Origin of the sequence: Fictibacillus arsenicus, from assembly GCF_001999465.1 — a bacterium.
Taxonomy (GTDB): Bacteria; Bacillota; Bacilli; order Bacillales; family Fictibacillaceae; genus Fictibacillus; species Fictibacillus arsenicus.
The window spans coordinates 315,440-337,110 of sequence record NZ_MQMF01000002.1; the positions used below are offsets into that span (position 1 = coordinate 315,440).

Genomic DNA, 21,671 nt, shown 5'->3' on the forward strand with positions numbered 1-21,671 from the left:
ACCTGGAGGGAGATCAACTACTTACTTTAAGTTTTTAAATGAAGGGAGAAAAGATATGTTAAAAGAAGCGATCTACCACAGAGCAGGAAATAATTATGCGTATGCTTATGATGAAAAGACTCTCCATATCCGTCTGCGCACAAAAAAAGGAGATGCTGATAAAGTTACCTTAATTTATGGCGATCCTTACGACTGGACGGAAGACGGTTGGCAAACCTCTTCTTCCCCTATGTCTCTAAGCGGAACAGATGAATGGTTTGATTATTACCTTATTGAGATTCAGCCGCCTTTTCGCAGATTGCGTTACGGCTTTGAAATTTCAAACGGTGATGAAACAGTAGTGTATACCGAAAAAGGTTTTTATGAAGAAGCACCGTTTGACGATACTGCCTATTACTTCTGTTTCCCTTTCTTGAATGCGATTGATGTATTTCGCGCACCTTCCTGGGTAAAAGATACGGTATGGTATCAGATATTCCCGGAGCGCTTTGCGAATGGTGACACAAGCAACGACCCTGAAGGTGCTGTACCATGGGGCAGTGAAGAACCCAAGTTAAACAACTTCTTTGGCGGGGATTTTCAAGGTGTGATCGATCACATCGATCATCTAGTGAAGCTTGGTGTCTCAGGTATTTATTTCACGCCTATATTTAAGGCTAAGTCTAACCACAAATACGATACAATCGATTACTTAGAAATCGATCCTCAATTCGGAGATAAGGAAACGTTTAAGAAACTCGTGAAAGTTTGTCATGAAAACGGCATTAAGGTGATGCTGGATGCAGTATTTAATCATAGCGGATACTATTTTGAACCATTTCAGGATGTACTAAAAAATCAAGAGAAATCTCGCTATAAAAATTGGTTTCATTTAAGAGAATTTCCAATCATGACAGAACCACGTCCAAATTATGATACATTTGCTTTTGAAAAAACGATGCCTAAGCTGAATACGGAAAACCCTGAAGTTCGTGAATATTTACTGAAGGTAACACGCTATTGGATTGAAGAGTTTGATATTGATGGCTGGAGACTCGATGTAGCGAACGAAGTGGACCACTCTTTCTGGAGGGAGTTTAGGACCGCTGTAAAATCCGTGAAACCTGAAGCATATATTTTAGGCGAGATCTGGCACGACTCGATGAACTGGCTGCAAGGTGACCAGTTCGATGCCGTAATGAACTATCCTTTTACAAATGCAGCTCTTGAGTTTGTTGCAAAAGAGACAATTGATGCAAAAGTATTTTCTGAAAAAATCACCGCTGTTATGCATATGTATCCTGAAAATGTGAATGAAGCAGCGTTTAACCTTCTTGGCTCACATGATACGAAGCGGGTTTTAAACTTCTGTGATGGAAATAAGGACAAAATGAAACTCCTCCTCCTTCTTATGCTGACTTTCAAAGGTACTCCTTGTATTTATTATGGAGATGAAATCGGTATGACTGGGGAAACTGACCCTGGATGCAGAAAGTGCATGGAATGGGATGAAGAAAAACAAGATTTGGATCTTTTCAATCATATTCAGTCGCTCCTTTCTCTTCGCAAAGAACACAAAGTTTTAGCGAATGAAGGCAAGCTATCATTCATCACGGCAAATAACAAAACACTCGTTTATGAAAAATCTTCTTATGATGAAAGCATAATGATTCTCCTTAACGCTGGAGATGAACCTGTTGAAAAAGCATTTGTTGTCCCAGAAGGTTATGAATTACTATTCGGAAATGATGCATCTGAAGTAATACTGCCTTATGGATTCAGCATGTATAAAAAGAATTAAAACCGTCCCCTTACTAAAAAAGTAAGGGGATTTCCTTTCACGCGTTCAATTTTCTGCTACAATAGGAAAATATTCTAAACACCTAGATGGAGAGGGATTTACATGAATGGAAGTAAAGCCGCTAAGCTTTCCCTTTTTGCCATTACGTGGCCCATTTTTATAGAGATTTTGCTTCACATGCTGATGGGGAACGCTGATACTCTTATGCTGAGTCAATATTCAGATCACTCGGTCGCTGCTGTTGGCCTTACAAATCAGCTGCTATCAGTCGTAATTGTTATGTTCGGTTTTGTTGCAACAGGTGCAAGTGTGGTTATTGCACAAGCTATAGGTGCGAAGCTTGAAAAAACGGCAGCCGAGGTTGCCGTTGTGTCAATTATGGCAAATTTACTTTTTGGTTTGCTGTTAAGCGGAGCACTGCTTATATGGGGTGACACATTCTTAAAGTGGATGAATACTCCGCCTGAATTGATGAAAGAGGCGACCAGCTATCTTCTGATCGTTGGGGGTTTCTCTTTTATCCAATCTGTCATTATGACAATCGGTGCGGCTATTCGCAGCTACGGGTTCACGAAGGATGCGATGTATGTAACGATCGGGATGAATATCTTAAATGTGATCGGAAACTACCTATTCATTTTCGGAGCATTTGGATTCCCTGTTCTTGGTGTTGAGGGTGTCGCCATCTCCACTGTTTTCAGCCGTTTTTTAGGATTGGTTATTATTTTGTATCTATTATTCAAGAGGTCTTCTATTCCCCTGCCCTTTGCAAGTTCAATCAAGCTGATTCCGTTTCATATTAAAAGCGTATTGAGAATTGGGCTTCCGTCTGCAGGTGAACACCTTTCCTACAGCGGTTCTCAAATGGTGATTACTTTTTTCATCACACTGCTCGGAACATCTGCACTTACTACAAAAGTGTACACATTTAACATAATGATGTTTATCTTCCTATTCGCTGTTGCGATCGGTCAGGGGACACAAATTTTAATTGGCCATATGATAGGTGCGAAGTCATATGACTCTGCTTATAAAACCTGTATAAAAAGCCAGACATACGCCATGATCATCAGCTTTTTAATGGCTGGAGTTGCTTCTCTTTTTGCAAAGCCTCTCCTTTCCATTTTTACAGATAATCCTGAGGTAATAAGAGATGGAACAATTTTGTTGTATTTAACACTTTTGCTTGAACCAGGCCGTTCGTTTAATCTTGTCATTATTTCAAGCTTAAGAGCTGCTGGTGATGTTAAGTTCCCGGTTGTGATGGGCGTTATCTCCATGTGGGGTGTAAGTGTAACCCTCGCCTACCTCCTCGGAATCGTCTTCGAACTTGGATTGGCAGGTATTTGGATTGCCTTTATTGCAGACGAATGGCTGCGCGGTCTTTTTATGCTGGCACGGTGGAAAAAGCGAAAATGGCAGAATAAATATATGGTGCGGAATAATGAGGAAACCGCATAAATGGTGTAAAGAACTTATCGTGGGATTAAAGTCATTTTTCGTGGGATCCTATCCACTTTTCGTGGGAAAAATTAATTTAACGTGGGATAAAACTGATTTACCGTGGGATTATTTTTTAATGATTATTCCACGCGGACAGTTTGTTTTAAATGTCTTCCACAGAAATGCAAATATAAAAAAAGCGGTCACTCAAAAGAGGAATCTTCTGAGTTTGCCCGCTTTTTTTATTAATCTATGATATTCACATTATAGTCACTCAGCCAGCTATCGATTTGTGCCAGATGTGCCATAAGCTGCGGGCCAGTCATTAACTGCCCAAACCAAGGTTCTTTGAATGTTTCCCCGTTCGTATCTATGATTTTCTGAACTTTCTCACGGTTCAGCACTTCAAAAAGCGGCGAGCTCTTTTTATTTACAATACATTGCAGCCAGTCTTTTACGCCGTCCGTATACTCCGGATGAAAGGTTTTAGGATATGGACTTTTCTTACGATACAAAACGTCATTTGGAAGCATACCGGTCAATGCTTTTCTCAGTATCCCCTTCTCTCTTCCAGCAAGCATCTTCATTTCCCAAGGGATATTCCATGCATACTCTACGATTCTATGATCAGCAAACGGCACCCTCACTTCTAAACTTGCTCCCATACTCATTCGGTCTTTACGGTCAAGAAGTGTAGTCATAAACCATAGCATATTTAAATAAAAAATTTCTCTTCTTCTCGCTTCTAATCTCGTTTCTCCTTCAAGGACAGGTGTTTCTTTAATTGTTTCTTCATACCTTTGCTGGACATAGGATGCGAGATTCAGTTTATCTGCCCATGAATCCTGAAGAAGATTCTGCCTTGCTTTTGTTGAGCGCATCCAAGGAAACATATCCCGGTTCATGAGTTCTTCCTTATGAAACCATGGATATCCACCAAAAATTTCGTCTGCACATTCGCCTGACAGAGCAACTGTAGACTGAGGCTTAATCTGCCGGCAGAACCACAATAATGATGAATCCACATCTGCCATTCCCGGAAGATCTCGTACCGTGACAGCTTCACGCAAATGGTTGATTAATAGTTCGTTATCTATCACACAGCTATGGTGAGTGGATCCTGTTGCCACTACCATCTTATTAATCCAGAAACCATCTGAGTTTGGCTGATAGTCGCTGGCTTTGAAATATTTTTCATTGTCTTCATAATCAATGCTGAACGTGTGAAGTTCGCCTTTGTCTTCTTCTTTAAAATGATTGGACGCGATTGCAGTAATCGCACTTGAATCCAATCCGCCTGATAAAAAGGTACAAACCGGTACGTCTGCTACAAGCTGACGGGTAACAGCATCTTTTACAAGCCTCCCTACGTTCTCAACCGTTTCTTCGAGCGAATGCTCGTGAGGTTTGCTTTCCACATTCCAATAACGCCAGATTTTCAGTCCATTCTTTGTATAGGTTGCTGCATGTGCCGGGCGCAGCTCCTTTATTCCTTTATATACACCATTGCCTGGTGTTCTGGATGGACCGAGTCCAAATACTTCCTGAAGCCCTTCCCGATCAACTTCTGCCTTCATTTCAGGATGAGCCAGAATCGCTTTTAGTTCCGATCCAAAAAGAAAACGACCGCCTTTTTCTGAATAAAAGAAGGGTTTAACGCCTAAACGATCTCTTGCGACGAACAAACTCTCCTTCTCTTCATCCCATATTCCGAATGCAAATATCCCGTTAAACTTTTCAATGCAGGCTTCTCCCCACTCTATATATGAAACAAGGAGAACCTCTGTATCAGAATGACCTTCAAATGTGTAGCCTCGCTGTAAGAGCTCTTTACGGATGTCCTCCGTGTTGTAGAGTTCTCCGTTATAGCAAAGTGTATAGTTGTTGTTGTTCTTTTTTCTGCTCATCGGCTGTACGCCGCCTGCAATATCTACTACAGCCAGCCGGGCGTGACCAAATCCTGCATGTGTTGTGCTCCAGACATTCAATGCATCAGGCCCTCTTTTGGATAAAGTTGTGGCCATTTTTAAAAGTACATTTTTTTCATTGATGAGGTTTCGATTCCAATCTGCCCAACCTGTTATTCCGCACATTGGTTTCATCCTTTCTATGCAAACTGCGAGTCTATTGCGTATGCCCAATACTTAACATATGCTTTTATCCTTGTACGGGTGTTATGAAATATTTGTGCAAGTTCTTCCATCTTGTATATAATGAATCTATATTTCAGAAGATAAAGGTGATCATTAAATGCCACAGTCGAAGTTTTTTCGTATCGCTTACGGATTGCTCCTCATTTTTCTCATAATTTTAGTTGGAACAAAGATTGATTTTATTTTCAGACCGATTGTTGTTCTTGTACAAACGCTCTTTTTCCCTTTCTTATTAGGCGGAGTGTTGTACTATCTATTTAGGCCCGTTGTTCAGTTTTTACATAAACGCAATGTCCCTAAAGTATTATCGATCTTGCTGATTTACTTACTTGCCATCGGTTTGTTTGTATTATTGTTCTATTCAATTGGTCCTGTCTTGCAGCGACAGGTCAGCAACTTGGTAGAGAACACACCTGCGTTAATTGATGCGATCCGTTCAAAGCTGAACGATCTGCAGCAGAACGAATGGGTAAACCGATTCCAGGAAAGCGAACAATTTGATGTAAAAGAAATCTCTGATAAAGTTACTGCTTACTTATCTAATAGTGTTCAAACGATTGGAACGAACATCGCCAACTTTATTGGAATCATTACCAACATCATCATGATTTTCGTAACCGTACCTTTTATTCTTTACTACATGCTAAAAGAAGGTGAAAAAGCACCTCAGATGGTGCTGCAGACACTTCCTGAAAAGCAGCGTAATAACGGCACAAAAATTTTAAAAGATATGGATATCGCACTAAGCTCATATATCCAGGGACAGATTTTAGTCAGTGTATGTGTAGGAACAATGCTTTATATCGGATATTTAATTATAGGGATCGAATATTCGTTAATTCTTGCAATCATCGCCATGTTTACGAACGTGATACCGTTCTTGGGTCCGATTATCGGAGTTGTACCTGCGCTGATTGTAGCAGTTGTTGATTCACCTGCTATGGTCATCAAAGTCCTCGTTGTCATGGTCATTGCACAGCAGATTGAAGGAAATGTTATCTCCCCGCAAGTTATGGGTAAAAAACTTGATATCCATCCGCTTACGATTATTTCTATCTTGCTCGTTGCAGGAAGTCTTGGCGGACTGCTTGGTTTAATCTTAGCGGTTCCTGTCTACGCGGTGTTAAAGGTTGTCGTTCTGCATACGTACAGATTGATTAACTTAAGAAGAGAAAAGAAGATAGAAGGATGAGGAAAGAGCACCGGATGGGTCCTGGTGCTCTTTTTTTGGAGCTGATAATTCTTGGACATCGTTTGTTTAACTGTTTAAATCTTTTCGAGGAGCATAAATCTTTCTCGAGCACGCATAAATTTTCCCGAACGCACATAAATCTTCCTGAGCGCGCATAAACCCTTCCCGAACGCGCATAAATCTCCTCGAACGCGCATAAATCTTCCCGAGCGCGCATAAATTTCCTCGAACGCACATAAATCTCCTCGAACGCGCATAAACCCTCCCCGAACGCGCATAAATCTTCCCGAGCGGCATAAATCCTACCCGAGCGCGCATCATCTCACTTCTACTAACACCGAATATAGAAAAAACACACCATTTCATCTGAAATGATGTGTCTTAGTTAAGATTACTTTGCTTCCTGAGGTTCCTTATCGTAAATCGGCACCCAGCCTTCTTTTGATTTGAAGATTCGTACAGCTACTACCTTTCGATCTTCTTGCAACGTAAAGTAATGACGGTAATTTTCAGGTACAGAAATAAGGTCACCTGGCTCGAGCTCTACATCAAAGAATCTGCCGTTAGGTCCTTCAATCGCAAAAATTCCATGACCAGATACGATAAAGCGGACTTCATCATCTGTGTGATGGTGCTCAGCTAGGAAGTTCTTTAACAGTTCATCTAGGTTTGGTGTTGCATCAGACAATGAGATAACGTCTGAAGTTACGTAGCCTCGGCGCTCCGAAATATCATTAATTTCGCTTTGGAACCTCTGAAGCACTTCTTCTTTTTCTTCATCCGTTAAAGAGTAGTTTTCACGAAGGTTTTGAGGAAGTTTTTCGATATCCCATTTTTCATAGATGACTTCCTGTGAATTTAAGTAAGCTTCTACTTCACTTTGGTTTTCGATTCTTTCGTTGTTGTCATGAAATCTTAATTGTGCCATATTTAACGCCCCCAAATGATTTATTTTTCGATTTTTTGCTTAAAAAAGATAATGTTTGAAGTTTTAAATGATAAGAAAAAAGAAACTCAAAAGCTTCTAAATGTTTTTTCGCTTCAAATGCATTTTTCCCCCAAACCGTGATTCCATGATTGCGGATCAGCACTGCTTTAGTATCCGGTTTAATGACATCGGCAACGGTTTTAGAAAGCTTAGTCAAATCAGCATAGTTTTCAACGATAGGGACCGTAATGCTTCCGTCTTCATCCCATATACCAAAAGCTTTAATAAGTTCTTGTCTTTGGAATGTGATCTCGCCTTCGTTTCCATACAACTCAGAGATCAGGTTATTGTCGACGGTATGAACATGCAGACAGCAGCCTGCATCTGTTAAACGATATACTTCACAGTGAATGCCGGTTTCTGCAGAAGCTTTAAGTGAGGTCTGCTCGACTGCTTTTCCTTCTCCATCAACGAGTAAAAAATCTTCTGACGTACGTTTTGTTTTATCTTTGCCGCTGGCAGAAACATAAAAGGTAAGCGGGCTCTCTTCAACTTTTATCGATACATTTCCACTTGTTCCAGGAAACCAGTTTCTTGCAGCTAATTCATCTTTCACATCGGCCAGTTCGTTCCAGCGTTGTTCATGTATCGTCAACTTCTTACCTCCTCTTTTTCCAATGCATGGATCACATCAAAGAATGTTTCAAAAGGTGTGTATCGAATATTGTTTTCTTCACATTTTTCAATTAGATATTCTCTTGCAAAAACTACATCAGCAAGCTTAGACGCTTGAAGATCCGTTATTGAATCACCGATTACTATTTTTTGATAATCGGAAAACTGATTATCTACCTTTCTGATAAAGGAAGGCTTGCAACACCCGCAATCATTCTGGCAAAGTCCATCACATTTGTTTGGCCATGTAATTTTAATTTGCTCTTCGGAAAAATCACTATGATTACAGATGATTTGTTCAGGATTCAGTTTATCTTTCAGTACTGGATGAACAAAGAAATCAATGCCTCCGCTAACGATATAAAGCGGAATGCTTTCTTGCTTCGTAAAATCGATAAATTCTTGAAAACCATCTCTAATTTTGGAACGGGTTAGAACAAAATTAATGATTTCCTCCTTCTTGTCTGAAGAAATCCGCGAGAAAAGCTTTCCTACTCCTTCTCGAATTGAAATGCTTTCGTTTAAGATATCGTTTACAATCGGCTGCCATCCATCTGGAGCGAACTCTTCCATTATGGCTACGATATTGTCCCTCTCAGTTACAGTTCCGTCGAAATCACAGAAGATTACTTTACGTGTCATGTTACAGGCACTCCGCCCCATAACTCCAAAGCTTTTTGAAGTTCCGGGTGTTTCTCGGCATAGTTTTCAAGATCTTTTCCTGAAGCTGCTGCATCTACAGCCTGACGGAATGCTCGTGCCCCGCCTGCAGCTCCATCAGGATGACCGTGAATTCCTCCCCCAGCATTGATAACACTGTCCAATCCAAAATCGTTAAACAATACAGGCGTTAATCCTGGGTGAATTCCAGCTGATGGAACCGGGAATGATTTTTTCAACGCAATATCTTCTGTCGTTAAAGCTTCTGCAATGTTTAGTGTTTCATTTCGATCAAGTGCCACACTTCCATATGGTGAAGGGAACAATACTAAATCTGCTCCTGCATAGCGCAAAAGTTTTCCGAGCAATACAGAATAACCGATTCCATAAAGAGAAGATGAACCGAATGCTCCCGACAATGCAGGATGTGCCATGATCGGAAGAGGTATTTCGTTATCTTCTGCCAGCTCCTGAAGCACATCAGGTCCATATGAAAGTACATTGAAGAGCAATGCATTTGCACCTAATTCAGCTGCACGCCTAGCTTTATCACGCAGGTCACTTGTTCTCCCCGTTAAGTTAACAGCGTACAGCGTTTTTTCACCAGTGCGATCTTCCACCTGCTGCAGTACTTCTTTAGCCGTTTTAATGCGATCCTCGAAAGGTGTCAGCGGATTATCAAAAAGAATCTCATCATCCTTCACTAGATCGACGCCGCCAACTGCCTGTTCATAAAGCTGTTGTTTAAAGAATGAGAGATCTTTTCCCAGCACTCCTTTAAAAATACTCATCACCAGCGGACGGTTTTGGACGCTTAGAATCTCACGTATTCCAGATATTCCGTACTTCGGTCCCGGAAAACTCGATTCCAGCTGTTTATCAAACTCCAAATCTACGAGCTTAATCTCTCCATCAAGAGACAGCTTGCCAAAGACAGTTGTTAAAATCGCTGGAATATCGTTAGAAAAATTTGCAGAAGGATAAGAGATCTTCAGCAATCCTCTTGTACGCTGACTCCCTAAAAACCGATCTGTGGCTTCGTCACGCTCCAATTCAACGACGCTTTCTACAACACCTTTATGTTTTTGAAGCTGTTCTTGCTCAAGCAGCGGCAGATCCGTCCAAGATCCTACTGTCAATCCCAGTGCAATGCCTTCCGCTTTTTTATTTAAATTTCCTTTTTTATCATGAACCAAATAGGTCGCTGTTACTTTTCCCATATTTATAAACTCCTTTCAAGCACATAAAAAGGCCCCATCCAAAAGGAAGGGGCGCTAATAAACGTTAGTTCCGCTTCCTCTCATCTCTCAGTCTATTTGACTGCAAGAATTAGCACCGTTTTCAGCTAAATCATTAGCTGAATGGTTGCCGGGTTTCATCGGGCTAGTCCCTCCACCTGCTCTTAATAAGAGTGCAAATTGTTAGAATATAATATTAATTGTGATTATGACAGCGCATGAAGATTCTGTCAACCTATTTTTTATATGACTTTTGCGATCCGGTCAGCTGCTTCAATCAGTCTTTCTTCTGAAGTAAGCAATCCAGCACGCACGTATTTGTCTCCTTCTTTCCCAAATCCGATACCTGGAGCAACGACAACATGCGCTTTTTCTAGTAAATGATCCGCAAACGTTTCTGACGTGTATCCCTCAGGAACTGGCAGCCAGCAGAAGAACGACCCTTTTGGAGCTTGAACGTTCCACCCGTTATCTTTTAACCTGCCGATAAAAGCGTCGCGTCTTTTTTCATATGTCGCAACCAGCTCATGCACGCATTCCTGGGATTCATTAAGTGCAGCGGCCGCTGCATGCTGAACTGCTCCAAATAGGCTGACATAAAAATGATCTTGAAGAAGGTTGATAGATTCAATGACTTCCTCATTTCCGACTGCAAAGCCGACACGCCAGCCAGCCATATTGTACGTTTTGGAAAGTGTATAGATTTCAATGCCAACTTCCTTTGCCCCATCAGCCTCTAAAAAGCTGACTGGCCTTTTGCCTTCAAATCCAATCGCACCGTACGCAAAATCATGGCACACTAAAATATCATATTTTTTTGCAAGTTCAATAGTCTCTTCAAAGAACTCTTTCGTAGCGACGCCTGCGGTCGGATTGTTTGGATAGTTTAAAAACATAAGCTTAGCATCTTGCAGCACATTTTCATCTAAACGATTATAATCGGGTAAAAAAGCATTCTCTGCTAACAGTGGCATTGTCTCCATTTTCGCCCCTGCCATTGCAATTCCTGACCAGTAATCTGGATAGCCGGGATCTGGTACAAGTGCAGTGTCACCTGCGTTTAAGTAGCATTGTGATAACTCTACTAAACCCGTTTTACCTCCGAACAATACAGCCACTTCTTTTTCCGAATCCAGAGTTACTCCGTATTCTCTTTTATAAAAATCTGCTGCGGCCTGTTTTAAAAAAGAATGTCCGCGAAACGGTGAGTATTTGTGATATGCAGGATTGCCTGCCCCTTCTTTTAACGCTTCAACAATATGACTTGGTGTAGGCTGGTCCGGGTTCCCTTGACCCAGATTAATAATGTCATAGCCTTGCTCCACGTAATGAGTTACTTTTTTTACAAGTTTAGCAAAAAATTGCTCCGGCAGTTTCCCCATGACCTCTGCCTGTTCAAAACGTTTCAAACGATCACTTCCAGTCTAATTTGAATGTTCTTGAAATTCTAATCAGTTATGTTATACGCTTAAGGAAATTCTGTAAAGACTTTTTTTGGTATTTTCAAGTCAGATAGGAGTGTTTTTTGTGAAAATAGTATGTATACAAGTGGATGTCCAATTCGGAAATCCCGAAAAAAATATGAAGCATATCGAGAAAAAAATTCGCGAGGCGGTTATCCTTCACAACCCTGACACCATTGTACTTCCTGAACTTTGGGATACAGGGTATGATCTGACCCGGCTAGACGAAATTAGTGATGAAAACGGCGAAAAAGCAAAAAACCGGCTTGGTTCACTTGCCAAAGAATTTGGAATTAACATTGTTGGCGGATCTGTAGCGTTTCGTAAAGGTAATGATGTTTATAATACAATGCTGAGCTTCGACAGAAACGGTCAGCATATCGGAACTTACTCAAAAGCACACCTTATTACGCTTATGGAAGAAGAAAAATATATCGCTCCTGGCAAAGAAAGCTGTATTTTCACTGTTGATGGAATGATGTCTTCTGCAGCAATCTGCTATGATATCCGTTTTCCTGAGTGGATACGCATGCCTTTTATAAAAGGCGCAAAAGTTTTATTTGTTCCTGCTCAATGGCCCATCCAACGGCAGACTCACTGGCGAGCTCTTTTAATTGCCCGGGCTATCGAAAATCAATGCTATGTTATAGCTTGTAATCGTGTTGGAAGCGATCCGAACAACACATTTGCAGGTCAATCGATGATCATCGATCCTTGGGGCGATATTGTCACAGAGGCCTCCGTTTCAGAAGAAGAAATTCTTTCTGCTGAGATCTCTCCTGAATTGGTTGATGAAGTGCGCGCGAAGGTTCCTGTATTTAAGGACCGCCGTGTGGATCTTTACTAAGTGAGCATTTGGCTAGCTTAACTTACCCGTTGGGGAAATCGAGCATTCCCCATTATCATAAGGTTTGTTGTTGTCGATCTTTTTTGAATGTACATCGCCGAATAGTTGATTGGAGCGCAAGGTGCGTGCCTGCTACCTGAGAAGCTTCTCCGCAAGGCATGCGACGAGGAAGCTCACTGCGTTAGCATTAACTTGCAGACGCAGGAGCAAGAACTTCTTTGAAGTGGGACAGGTGAGACTCCTAAAGGCGCAAAGCGCCAGGAGGCTCACCGCCCGCCCCGCGGAAAGCGAGTGCCTGGAGCGGAAATCAACCCTTCTCATACTAACAGGATTTACGAGAACAGCTATCAAAAAAAAGTTTGACAAAACCTTTCCAAACATTGTAGTATAACGATTATGAATTGCGCGAATATTATTTCGCTTTTAACGAACTGAATAATTGGTCTCTTATCAAGAGCAGGTGGAGGGATATGGCCCGATGAAACCCAGCAACCGACCGTAATACCATTGTGAGATGGGGCGCCCGCATTATTAAGGGGAGCCGCTGAATTTTTATCTTAAATCAGCGTATGGCACGGTGCTAATTCCAGCAAAACAGATCGTTTTGCTAAGATAAGAGGCACGGGACAACTGTCTTTCCGGGCCTCTTTTCTTATACGAAAAGAGGTCCTTTTTATTTTTCAATCATTCCGGGGGGAACAAAAATGAGCGTTGAAGTAAAATCTGTGTATGAACCGTTGAACGAACGAACAGTAATTGATGTTGTAAAGTCTTTGAACTTTTTCGATGAGTCAGCAGTAAATGAACTCATTGTAAAAGAAATAGGCGATGGCAACTTAAATCTTGTATTTCATATTGAGGATCTTATATCCAATAAAGCGTTAATCGTAAAACAAGCCTTACCATATGCAAAAGTAGTCGGGGAAAGCTGGCCGCTCACCCTAGACAGAGCCAGAATCGAAAGTGATGCTTTATTGCAAGAGGCTGCGTCTGTTCCGCATCTCGTACCAAAAGTTTATTACTCTGATTCACACTTAGCTGTAACAGTGATGGAAGACCTTTCAGACCATGTCATTTTGCGAAAAGGTTTGATTGAAGGGAATACGTATCCGCAACTTGCAGATGATATCGGAACATTTGCAGCAAACACCGCTTTTTATTCAAGTGATTTTTACCTGCACCCTTTTGATAAAAAAGAACAGGTGAAGCAATTTTCTAACCCAGAACTTTGCAAGATAACTGAGGACTTAGTATTTACTGATCCTTTTTTTGACCATGACACAAACGATTTTCCTGTTGAACTTCAAAAGGATGTTGAAAAAATCTGGGCAGATCAAGATTTGCTTCGTGAAGTCGCTCAACTCCGATTCTCTTTCTTAACGAGAGCTGAGATTCTCCTCCATGGCGACCTTCATACAGGAAGTATTTTTGTAAAAGAAAACTCAACAAAAGTGATTGATCCTGAGTTTGCTTTCTATGGTCCAGCCGGTTTTGATCTTGCGCACTTTTTTGCGAATTTGGCTCTGAATCACCTTTCACAAAACGCACATGCAAAAGAACCGTTCCATCGTGAATCTGTACAGTCTTTCCTGCTTCAAACGATCGAAAAAACTTGGGAGACATACACGAAAACTTTTAAAGAACTATGGCAAGAGAAGTCATCAGATCCTTTTACAAAAACAGAAGGAGTCCTTGAGAATTTCCTTCAGCACACCTTGCAAGAAGCGATTGGATTTGCCGGATGTGAAATGATACGAAGAACGATCGGCCTTGCACATGTTGCCGACCTTGATTCCATCGAACAGAAAGATATTGAGCTTTTTTATAAGAAAAAAGCGCTTGAATTAGGAAGTTATCTCATAAAAAACCAAAGAAAGTTTACAAGTATCACTCAATTAACGGACTGGATTAGAGGTGCATAAAGAATGACGGTAGCTGAAAAATGGGTCCCTTCTGTTCGATACCGGACGGACCACCTTCTTATCTTAGATCAGCAGCAGCTTCCCCATCACACTGTTTACTTGAATGTGACAAGCATTGAACATGTGTGGGACGCTATTTCAAAACTTAAGGTGCGGGGTGCACCTGCAATCGGCATCGCGGCGGCTTTTGGACTTGTTCTTTGGAGCAACAGCGAGAAAGAAAATGACCTTGGATCATTTTTATCAAACCTGCAAGTTCAGCGAAATTACCTTGGCTCTTCCCGGCCAACAGCTGTTAACTTATTTTGGGCACTCGACCGTGTAGTTCTTGTGGCATCTAAAGCTGTTTCGGTAGAAGATGCTAAAGAAAAGATCGAGCAAGAAGCGATTAACATTCAGACAGAAGATGAAAACACGTGCCGCAAGATTGGTGAATATGCTCTTTCACTTTTACAAGATGGTGATGCAGTAATGACGATCTGTAATGCTGGCGCGATTGCAACGAGTAAATACGGTACTGCACTTGCTCCCTTTCATCTGGCAAAAGAAAGAGGCTGGAATCTCTCCGTATATGCGAACGAAACACGCCCTGTTCTCCAAGGATCTCGTCTAACAGCTTGGGAGCTGCAGGCAAATGATATAGATGTAACGCTGATTACAGACAATATGGCAGCACATACTCTTAAAACAAAAAACATTAAAGCCGTCATCGTCGGCTGTGACCGGGTTGCTGCTAATGGAGATACCGCGAACAAAATCGGAACATTCGGATTAGCTCTCCAAGCTAAAGCATTGGGTATTCCCTTTTATGTCGCTTGCCCTTTGTCTACTTTAGATTTAGGAACAGCAAGCGGTGAAGATATTCCGATCGAGGAGCGTCCTGAAGAAGAGGTCACCCATATAAATGGTATCCGTATTGCACCTGAAGGAATTAAAGTATTCAACCCTGCTTTTGACGTAACACCCGCTGAGTATATTTCAGCTATTATTACGGAAAAAGGTATTGTCAGGCATAATTACAAAGATTCTCTAGCTGAGCTCAAGAAGGAAAATAACTAATAAACAAAACAGCACACCCTCTGGATCATTAGGATGTGCTGTTTTTCATTTTAAGAAATTCTTTTAAAAAAAGTTGAGCCTCATTAGCAGGCATTGGTTTACTGATGATATATCCTTGTGCTGTGTGGCAGCCATATTCACGAAGAAGCTTCAGCTGTTCGTATGTTTCAACACCCTCTGCAACTGTGCTTAACGATAATCCTTCACACATCATAATAATAGCTTTGATGATAGCAGCATCACTTGTATTGAAAAAATCATCACTCAAGTGACGGATAAAGCTTTGATCGATTTTAAGTGAATCAACAGGAAAATCTTTTAAGTAGCTGAGTGAACTATAGCCTGTGCCAAAATCATCAATCGATAGCTTTACACCGAGTTCTCTTAATTCTTGCATAATGCTTATACTGTATTGCACATTGTGAATCATCGTGCTTTCGGTTAACTCCAAATGCAAACACTCAGCGGGTATACCTGACGTTTGCAGCGCCTCTTTTACTTCATACACGAAAGACAATCTCTGAAACTGTCTTCCTGAAACATTTACAGATATAGAAAGATGGTGTGCACCTTCATCGTGCCAGCGTCTTAGCTGTTTACAAGATTCAAAGAGAACAAATCTTCCAATGTCATCTATCAATCCTATTTCTTCTGCAAGCGGAACAAATTGCATCGGTGAGACTAGACCAAGTTCCGGGTGATTCCATCGTAGAAGGGCTTCGAAACCTGTAATTCTTTCCGTCTTCATACAAAGCTGCGGCTGAAAGTAAGGCTGGAGCTCTCCTTTTTGAATAGCTTTTCTTAAATAGCCTTCGAGCTTAAGGCGTTCAAGTGTAAATGCGTTCATTTCACCAGTAAAAAACTCACGCTTGCCGCGTCCTTTTTCTTTTGCCTTGTGAAGGGCAATGTCAGCATTTTTTATCAATACATCCGCGTCCATACTATCGTCTGGGTAGATGCTGATTCCGATCGAAGCACTGACGGTATATTCTTGTCCGTCTAAGTAGATCGGCATTTTTAGTGCTTCTCCAATTCTGTTCGCTGTGTCTATCACTTCTCCAGGCTTATCGAGCGTTGGCAGGATAAGCGTGAACACATCTCCTGCAAAACGGCATAAAAGGTCTTCCCCCTTAATCGTCTGTCTAAGCTGCTTGCTAACATGCTTTAATACAACATCGCCGATATGGTGACCTAGACTTTCATTAATAATTTTAAAATGGTCAATATCTATAAACATGACAGCTAGTTTGTTCTTGGTGTGTTGGTTTTCTTCTACAAACTCACGAAGTCTTTTCTCGAATTGACTTCGGTTCGGCAAGCCCGTAAGCGAGTCATGAAAAGCAAGTCTTTCAATCTTTTCTTCTGCATTTTTCTGCCACGTTATATTTTTGCTTATTCCGTACACACCAACAACAGACTGATTCACAACGATCGGTATGTTTGTAATGCTGCAAACAATTTCGCTGCCGTCTTTTTTCCTGATACTCGTAACAAAAGTCTGCGGTTTATCATGTATAGCAAGTCGAAAATGTTCAACAACTCGCTTATGATCTTTTTTACATACGAAATTTAAAGCATGAGCCTGGAGCATATCTGTTTCAGAAAATCCTAACGTCTGTACAAGTGCCGGATTCACACTCGTAATATATCCGTTCATATTCATTGAATAGATCATATCAGGATTGTGTTCGAATAACGATTTGTACCGCTGTTCAGACTCGAGGAGTGTATTATTCAACTGCTCCATTTCTTTCGCGCTCGCTTGAACCAAGTGTGACATCGCTAAGAGGTCATCTATTTCTTGTGATTGCTCCGTCATTTTTAACTTTATTTCAATTTCTTTTTTATCTATATAATTGATGGTTCTCATGATTACACCTCATCTGCTAAAAGAACAATCGTATCGCTTTGGGCATAATGCCATTATTAATATCGGTGCAACGTTCAATATTTTAACAGGACTATTGGTGGTTATTTTTACCATATAAAAAAATCGTCTGATATACGATCAGACGATTTCCTCTAAAACAATTATCCAAGTACGATATAACCATAGAATAATACTAATACCAATGATACCCAGAAAAACACCCAGTTCATTAAACGGCCTTCTCCGCGTTTACGTTGAACAAGAATAATTTCCATCAATCCGATCATTACTAAGCCTAAAGTCCCTTTAATAATAAGCGGACCTTTATTTACAATTCCCGGATCTGTAAGATAGCCAGCTAGCAAGTGTCCCCCTGTTGCAAGTATTGCTAGATACAAAACTCGCAGAATCATATGAAAAATTTTAGATTTTTTTCCGGCATTTTTTTTGTATAGCATATACGTTACAAAAAACAAAATGAGAGCCAGAAACCAAGATGTAACATGTGCATGAATCATAAATATATCCTCCTATGTATAATTCTCCATATTAATATACCACGAAGTCGATCCAACAAGACAATCAAAAGAGTTCCCCCTGTAAAGTAAGCACTTTCATTGGTATAATAGCACTGTGAGAAATTTTGCAGAATAGAGGTGTTTCCTATGAAACAGACACAGACTAAAAACACAGAAACTGTTATTTCTAAAACGGAGCAGTATGGTGCACAAAACTACCATCCACTGCCGATCGTCATTTCAAAAGCTGAAGGGGTATGGGTAACAGATCCTGAAGGAAACCGTTACATGGATATGCTTAGTGCATATTCTGCGGTAAACCAAGGACACCGCCACCCTAAAATCATCCAGGCTCTTAAAGATCAAGCAGACAAAGTAACACTTACGTCTCGTGCATTCCACAACGATCAGCTGGGTGATTTTTATGAAAAAGTATCAAGCCTGACGAAAAAAGACATGGTGCTTCCTATGAACACTGGTGCTGAAGCTGTTGAAACAGCAATCAAAACGGTTCGCCGATGGGCATATGATGTAAAAGGCGTTGCTGACAACCAAGCGGAAATCATCGTATGCGAAGGAAACTTCCACGGCCGTACGATGACTGCAGTATCCATGAGTTCTGATCCCGATTATCAGCGCGGATTCGGTCCTATGCTACCAGGAATCAAAGTAATTCCTTACGGCGATCTAGATGCATTGAAGGCTGCGATTACACCTAACACTGCTGCTTTTGTATTAGAACCGATCCAAGGTGAAGCAGGAATCGTTATACCGCGTGAAGGATTCTTGAAGGAAGCTCTTGAACTGTGTAAATCTGATAATGTTCTTTTTGTAGCGGATGAAATCCAATCTGGTCTTGGCCGTTCTGGTAAAATGTTCGCTTGTGACTGGGAAGAAGTTGAGCCAGACATGTACATTCTAGGAAAAGCACTTGGCGGAGGCGTAATGCCGATTTCTTGTGTGGCAGCTAACCGCGAAATCCTTGGTGTATTCAACCCTGGATCACACGGATCAACATTTGGAGGAAACCCGCTTTCTTGCGCAGTTTCTGTAGCTTCTCTTGAAGTACTGGTTGAGGAGAACTTGGTTGAGCGTTCATTAAAGCTTGGTGAGTATTTCCTAGGCGAGCTTAAGAAGATTGATAACCCAGCGATTAAAGAAGTTCGCGGAAAAGGGTTATTTATCGGAGTTGAGCTGAACGAACCAGCTCGTTCTCACTGTGAAAAATTAAAAGAGCAAGGCTTATTATGTAAGGAAACACATGAAAACGTCATCCGCTTCGCACCTCCGCTGATCATTTCTGAAGAAGACTTAGATTGGGCGATCGAGCGCATTAAAAACGTACTTTCTGTTTAATTGATATGGAGAGCTGACTCTTATGGAGTCAGCTTTTTCGTTTTTATGGGATGGAAAGCCATTAGTTTGAGGTTCCGAAACGGCCGTACGTTATACCGTCAGGGGTATTAAGCGTTAACTGAGTGGTTGAATCCAAAAAAAATGGGGTCCAATCCAAAAGTTTCACCTGTTTATCCACGAGTTTTGACCCTCAATCAAAAAGTTTTGGACATTTATCCACGAGTCTACAATCCTCGACATTTTCAGCATGCTGTATACCCCTCAATTAGACAAAAAAGAAGCAGCCGCCGCTGCTTCTTTCCATATTACAACGCTTTAACCATACCACCATCAATCAATAATGACTGCCCTGTAACATACGTGTTAGCGCCAGAGCACAAGAACACGACCATCTTTGCAAACTCTTCAGGCTCACCATATCGTCCTAGCGGAATGCCGCTTTCCATTGCTGCTTTCACTTCTTCCGCAGAGACACCTTTCTTCTCTGCAGCCATTTGATCGAGTTCACCTACTCGGTCCGTGCCGATGCGCCCTGGACCAATCGTATTAATTAGGATTCCTTCTTTTCCAAGTTCTTGGGAAAGACTCTTCGATAAGCCATTGATCGCTGTACGGAATGTGTTAGATAAAATCAGACCATCGATCGGCTGTTTAAAAGAAGATGAGGCAATGTTGACGATGCGTCCGCCGCCACTTTTTCTCATATTAGGTGTAACCGCACGCACTGTCCGCACTAGGCTCAAGAGTGTAAGTTCAAACGCTCCCTGCCAGTGTTCATCTTCAAAATCGTTAAAGTTACCAGCTGGCGGACCGCCGGCATTGTTCACCAAAACATCGATGCTTCCGAACTTCTCTACTGTTTCTGCAACGAGTTCATCGATCTCATTCCGCTGTGTGATATCACACTTTTTATAATGTACATCTGCTCCTGTTTCGCTTTTTATTTCTTCAGCGGTTTGTGATAACTGCTGTTCATCTCTGCTTGTGAGCATGACGTTCGCACCTTCTCTGGCAAACTGCAATGCGCACGCTTTACCAAGTCCTTTACTTGAAGCAAGGACGAGTATATTTTTACCTTTTAATCCTAAATCCATCAAAATCACCTGGTTTCTATACAGATTTATAGAACAAAACTCACATATTTCGTTTCAAGGTAAGCTTCCATTCCTTCGACTCCGCCTTCACGTCCAAGGCCACTTTCTTTCATACCGCCAAATGGTGCTTGAGCAGCTGATGGCACCCCATCATTCCAGCCGATGATTCCGTAATCTAATCCCTCAACAATTTGAGTTCCTTTTGACATGTTCTCGGTGTACACGTAAGCTGCTAAGCCAAATGGACTCGTGTTAGCAAGAGTGATCCCTTCTTCAATAGAACTGATCTTGTGAATCGGAATAACCGGTCCGAATGTCTCTTCATTCATAATAAGCATATCTTGCGTTACGTTTTTCAGCACAGTCGGTTCGTAATAGTACGCCCCGTTCTCTGCTTTTCCTTTTCCGCCAGTAACACATTCTGCTCCGGCGTTAACAGCGTTTTCCACATGCTCAGATATTTTTTCGTAGCCGTCTTTATTGATGATCGGCCCGATATCTGTACCTTCTTCAAGCCCGTTTCCTACTTTTAGTTTTTTTGCTTCAGCTGCAACGAGTTCTACAAACTCATCGTATACGTTTTCCTGAACATAAACTCTATTGATACAGATACACGTTTGACCTGCATTACGAAACTTTGAAGCTACGATTCCTGTTACTGCCTTTTTCAGATCCGCATCATCAAGTACGACTGCAGGTGCATGGCCGCCTAACTCCATCGATACATTTTTAACTGTTGCCGCGCTTTGTTCGATCAGCTTTTTCCCGATTTCTGTTGAGCCCGTAAATGTTACTTTTCTTACTTTTTCAGAATCCATGATGGCTTTCCCGATAATAGAGGATGAACCTGTTACAAGGTTGATAACCCCTTTTGGAAAGCCTGCTTTATCTGCGAGTTCTACTAGTTTTATAGCGGTTAGAGGGGTTTCTTTTGGCGGCTTCACGATAAATGTACAGCCTGCTGCAAGTGCCGGACCAAGCTTTCTCGTGATCATGGCAGCCGGGAAGTTCCACGGTGTGATTGCCGCTACTACTCCAACTGGCTGACGCAATACTTGCATTCTTTTATTTCCAGCGCTTGAGGGAATCGTTCTGCCGTAAACACGCTTGCCTTCCTCAGCGTACCACTTGATAAAAGAAGCTGCATACATCACTTCACCTACAGATTCTTTTAATGGTTTTCCCATTTCTAACGTCATCAGTTCCGCGATTTCTTCTTTTTCTTCAATCATCAAGTCATGAAGTTTCATGAGGTAGTCAGCGCGCTCATAGGCAGTCAGTTTAGACCATCCTGCAAAAGCGTCATGAGCTGCATCAATTGCAGCATCCGTCTCTTCCTTTCCGCATGATGGCACTGTACCGACAACTTCGCCATTAGCAGGGTTAAATACCTCTATTTTTTCAAGAGAGTTTCCTGTCCATGAACCGTTAATATAAAGCAGTTTTTCCATGTGAATTCCTCCTCTATGTAAC

Annotated in this window: 17 protein-coding genes and 2 riboswitches; of the genes, 7 read left to right on the forward strand and 10 right to left on the reverse strand. The window is 41.4% G+C overall.

Annotated features, from left to right (window positions below; all coding sequences use genetic code 11):
• Positions 1 to 55 precede the first annotated feature (55 nt).
• The gene (locus tag UN64_RS08745; protein WP_077361772.1) at positions 56 to 1,780 is read left to right on the forward strand and encodes a glycoside hydrolase family 13 protein; all 1,725 of its coding nucleotides are present in this window, start codon (positions 56 to 58) and stop codon (positions 1,778 to 1,780) included.
• Positions 1,781 to 1,882: 102 nt separating this feature from the next.
• On the forward strand, positions 1,883 to 3,241 hold the full coding sequence (locus UN64_RS08750) for an MATE family efflux transporter (protein WP_077361774.1): 1,359 nt from the start codon (positions 1,883 to 1,885) through the stop codon (positions 3,239 to 3,241).
• Between the two features lie 227 nt (positions 3,242 to 3,468).
• Here the strand turns inward: UN64_RS08750 and asnB are convergent, their stop codons facing one another.
• The gene (gene asnB, locus UN64_RS08760) at positions 3,469 to 5,316 is read right to left on the reverse strand and encodes an asparagine synthase (glutamine-hydrolyzing) (protein ID WP_077361778.1); all 1,848 of its coding nucleotides are present in this window, start codon (positions 5,314 to 5,316) and stop codon (positions 3,469 to 3,471) included.
• A gap of 157 nt (positions 5,317 to 5,473) precedes the next feature.
• Here asnB and UN64_RS08765 point away from each other — a divergent pair, with 157 nt between their 5' ends.
• Positions 5,474 to 6,568 carry an AI-2E family transporter gene (locus UN64_RS08765; RefSeq protein ID WP_077361780.1) on the forward strand — a complete coding sequence of 365 codons (1,095 nt, stop codon included), beginning with the start codon at positions 5,474 to 5,476 and terminating at the stop codon, positions 6,566 to 6,568.
• A 391-nt stretch (positions 6,569 to 6,959) separates the two neighbouring features.
• Here the strand turns inward: UN64_RS08765 and UN64_RS08775 are convergent, their stop codons facing one another.
• From UN64_RS08775 to UN64_RS08795, 5 genes are all read right to left on the reverse strand, one after another.
• Entirely contained in the window at positions 6,960 to 7,496 is a 537-nt protein-coding gene (locus UN64_RS08775) for a 1,2-dihydroxy-3-keto-5-methylthiopentene dioxygenase (RefSeq protein ID WP_077361784.1), read from the reverse strand.
• Positions 7,474 to 8,151 carry a methylthioribulose 1-phosphate dehydratase gene (locus UN64_RS08780; RefSeq protein ID WP_077361786.1) on the reverse strand — a complete coding sequence of 226 codons (678 nt, stop codon included), beginning with the start codon at positions 8,149 to 8,151 and terminating at the stop codon, positions 7,474 to 7,476. The genes UN64_RS08775 and UN64_RS08780 overlap by 23 nt, the downstream gene beginning before the upstream one ends.
• Complete coding sequence (locus tag UN64_RS08785) at positions 8,148 to 8,813, reverse strand: 2-hydroxy-3-keto-5-methylthiopentenyl-1-phosphate phosphatase (RefSeq protein WP_077361788.1); 666 nt, start codon at positions 8,811 to 8,813, stop codon at positions 8,148 to 8,150. The genes UN64_RS08780 and UN64_RS08785 overlap by 4 nt, the downstream gene beginning before the upstream one ends.
• Positions 8,810 to 10,051, reverse strand: coding sequence for a 2,3-diketo-5-methylthiopentyl-1-phosphate enolase (locus UN64_RS08790; protein ID WP_077361790.1), 1,242 nt, complete (start codon positions 10,049 to 10,051; stop codon positions 8,810 to 8,812). Before UN64_RS08790 ends, UN64_RS08785 begins: the two co-directional genes overlap by 4 nt.
• Before the next feature lie 77 nt (positions 10,052 to 10,128).
• A riboswitch (SAM riboswitch) is annotated at positions 10,129 to 10,243 on the reverse strand.
• Positions 10,244 to 10,311: 68 nt separating this feature from the next.
• Complete coding sequence (locus UN64_RS08795; protein ID WP_077361792.1) at positions 10,312 to 11,478, reverse strand: pyridoxal phosphate-dependent aminotransferase; 1,167 nt, start codon at positions 11,476 to 11,478, stop codon at positions 10,312 to 10,314.
• Between the two features lie 118 nt (positions 11,479 to 11,596).
• Here UN64_RS08795 and UN64_RS08800 point away from each other — a divergent pair, with 118 nt between their 5' ends.
• The 3 genes from UN64_RS08800 to mtnA all read left to right on the forward strand — a co-directional run bounded on the left by UN64_RS08800 (position 11,597) and on the right by mtnA (position 15,360).
• Complete coding sequence (locus UN64_RS08800) at positions 11,597 to 12,379, forward strand: carbon-nitrogen family hydrolase (RefSeq protein WP_077361794.1); 783 nt, start codon at positions 11,597 to 11,599, stop codon at positions 12,377 to 12,379.
• A gap of 444 nt (positions 12,380 to 12,823) precedes the next feature.
• A riboswitch (SAM riboswitch) is annotated at positions 12,824 to 12,998 on the forward strand.
• 85 nt (positions 12,999 to 13,083) lie between these two features.
• Complete coding sequence (gene mtnK, locus UN64_RS08805; protein ID WP_077361796.1) at positions 13,084 to 14,301, forward strand: S-methyl-5-thioribose kinase; 1,218 nt, start codon at positions 13,084 to 13,086, stop codon at positions 14,299 to 14,301.
• Between the two features lie 3 nt (positions 14,302 to 14,304).
• Positions 14,305 to 15,360: an S-methyl-5-thioribose-1-phosphate isomerase gene (mtnA, locus tag UN64_RS08810; protein ID WP_077361798.1), complete on the forward strand. Its 1,056-nt coding sequence runs from the start codon at positions 14,305 to 14,307 to the stop codon at positions 15,358 to 15,360.
• A 28-nt stretch (positions 15,361 to 15,388) separates the two neighbouring features.
• Here the strand turns inward: mtnA and UN64_RS08815 are convergent, their stop codons facing one another.
• Both UN64_RS08815 and UN64_RS08820 read right to left on the reverse strand, forming a co-directional pair.
• Positions 15,389 to 17,230, reverse strand: coding sequence for a bifunctional diguanylate cyclase/phosphodiesterase (locus UN64_RS08815; protein WP_077361800.1), 1,842 nt, complete (start codon positions 17,228 to 17,230; stop codon positions 15,389 to 15,391).
• 161 nt (positions 17,231 to 17,391) lie between these two features.
• A complete protein-coding gene (locus UN64_RS08820) occupies positions 17,392 to 17,748 on the reverse strand; it encodes a YisL family protein (protein WP_077361802.1) in 357 nt (118 codons plus the stop codon).
• Between the two features lie 147 nt (positions 17,749 to 17,895).
• Between UN64_RS08820 and UN64_RS08825 the strand changes: the two genes are divergently transcribed.
• Positions 17,896 to 19,104 (forward strand): ornithine--oxo-acid transaminase, encoded by a 1,209-nt coding sequence (locus tag UN64_RS08825; RefSeq protein ID WP_077361804.1) that lies wholly within the window; start codon positions 17,896 to 17,898, stop codon positions 19,102 to 19,104.
• Between the two features lie 305 nt (positions 19,105 to 19,409).
• Here UN64_RS08825 and UN64_RS08830 read toward each other — a convergent pair whose 3' ends face one another.
• Both UN64_RS08830 and UN64_RS08835 read right to left on the reverse strand, forming a co-directional pair.
• Positions 19,410 to 20,198: an SDR family oxidoreductase gene (locus UN64_RS08830; RefSeq protein WP_077361806.1), complete on the reverse strand. Its 789-nt coding sequence runs from the start codon at positions 20,196 to 20,198 to the stop codon at positions 19,410 to 19,412.
• A gap of 26 nt (positions 20,199 to 20,224) precedes the next feature.
• Complete coding sequence (locus UN64_RS08835) at positions 20,225 to 21,649, reverse strand: NAD-dependent succinate-semialdehyde dehydrogenase (RefSeq protein WP_077361808.1); 1,425 nt, start codon at positions 21,647 to 21,649, stop codon at positions 20,225 to 20,227.
• Positions 21,650 to 21,671: the final 22 nt, after the last annotated feature.

Excerpts from the sequence above, each read along its gene's own strand:
- asnB (WP_077361778.1), bottom strand. The coding sequence starts at position 5,316 with ATGTGCGGAATAACAGGTTGGGCAGATTGGAATCGAAACCTCATCAAT.
- UN64_RS08775 (WP_077361784.1), bottom strand. The coding sequence starts at position 7,496 with ATGGCACAATTAAGATTTCATGACAACAACGAAAGAATCGAAAACCAA.
- UN64_RS08765 (WP_077361780.1), top strand. The coding sequence starts at position 5,474 with ATGCCACAGTCGAAGTTTTTTCGTATCGCTTACGGATTGCTCCTCATT.
- UN64_RS08830 (WP_077361806.1), bottom strand. The coding sequence starts at position 20,198 with ATGGATTTAGGATTAAAAGGTAAAAATATACTCGTCCTTGCTTCAAGT.
- mtnK (WP_077361796.1), top strand. The coding sequence starts at position 13,084 with ATGAGCGTTGAAGTAAAATCTGTGTATGAACCGTTGAACGAACGAACA.
- UN64_RS08825 (WP_077361804.1), top strand. The coding sequence starts at position 17,896 with ATGAAACAGACACAGACTAAAAACACAGAAACTGTTATTTCTAAAACG.
- UN64_RS08785 (WP_077361788.1), bottom strand. The coding sequence starts at position 8,813 with ATGACACGTAAAGTAATCTTCTGTGATTTCGACGGAACTGTAACTGAG.
- UN64_RS08820 (WP_077361802.1), bottom strand. The coding sequence starts at position 17,748 with ATGATTCATGCACATGTTACATCTTGGTTTCTGGCTCTCATTTTGTTT.
- UN64_RS08750 (WP_077361774.1), top strand. The coding sequence starts at position 1,883 with ATGAATGGAAGTAAAGCCGCTAAGCTTTCCCTTTTTGCCATTACGTGG.
- UN64_RS08790 (WP_077361790.1), bottom strand. The coding sequence starts at position 10,051 with ATGGGAAAAGTAACAGCGACCTATTTGGTTCATGATAAAAAAGGAAAT.
- UN64_RS08815 (WP_077361800.1), bottom strand. The coding sequence starts at position 17,230 with ATGAGAACCATCAATTATATAGATAAAAAAGAAATTGAAATAAAGTTA.
- mtnA (WP_077361798.1), top strand. The coding sequence starts at position 14,305 with ATGACGGTAGCTGAAAAATGGGTCCCTTCTGTTCGATACCGGACGGAC.
- UN64_RS08835 (WP_077361808.1), bottom strand. The coding sequence starts at position 21,649 with ATGGAAAAACTGCTTTATATTAACGGTTCATGGACAGGAAACTCTCTT.
- UN64_RS08745 (WP_077361772.1), top strand. The coding sequence starts at position 56 with ATGTTAAAAGAAGCGATCTACCACAGAGCAGGAAATAATTATGCGTAT.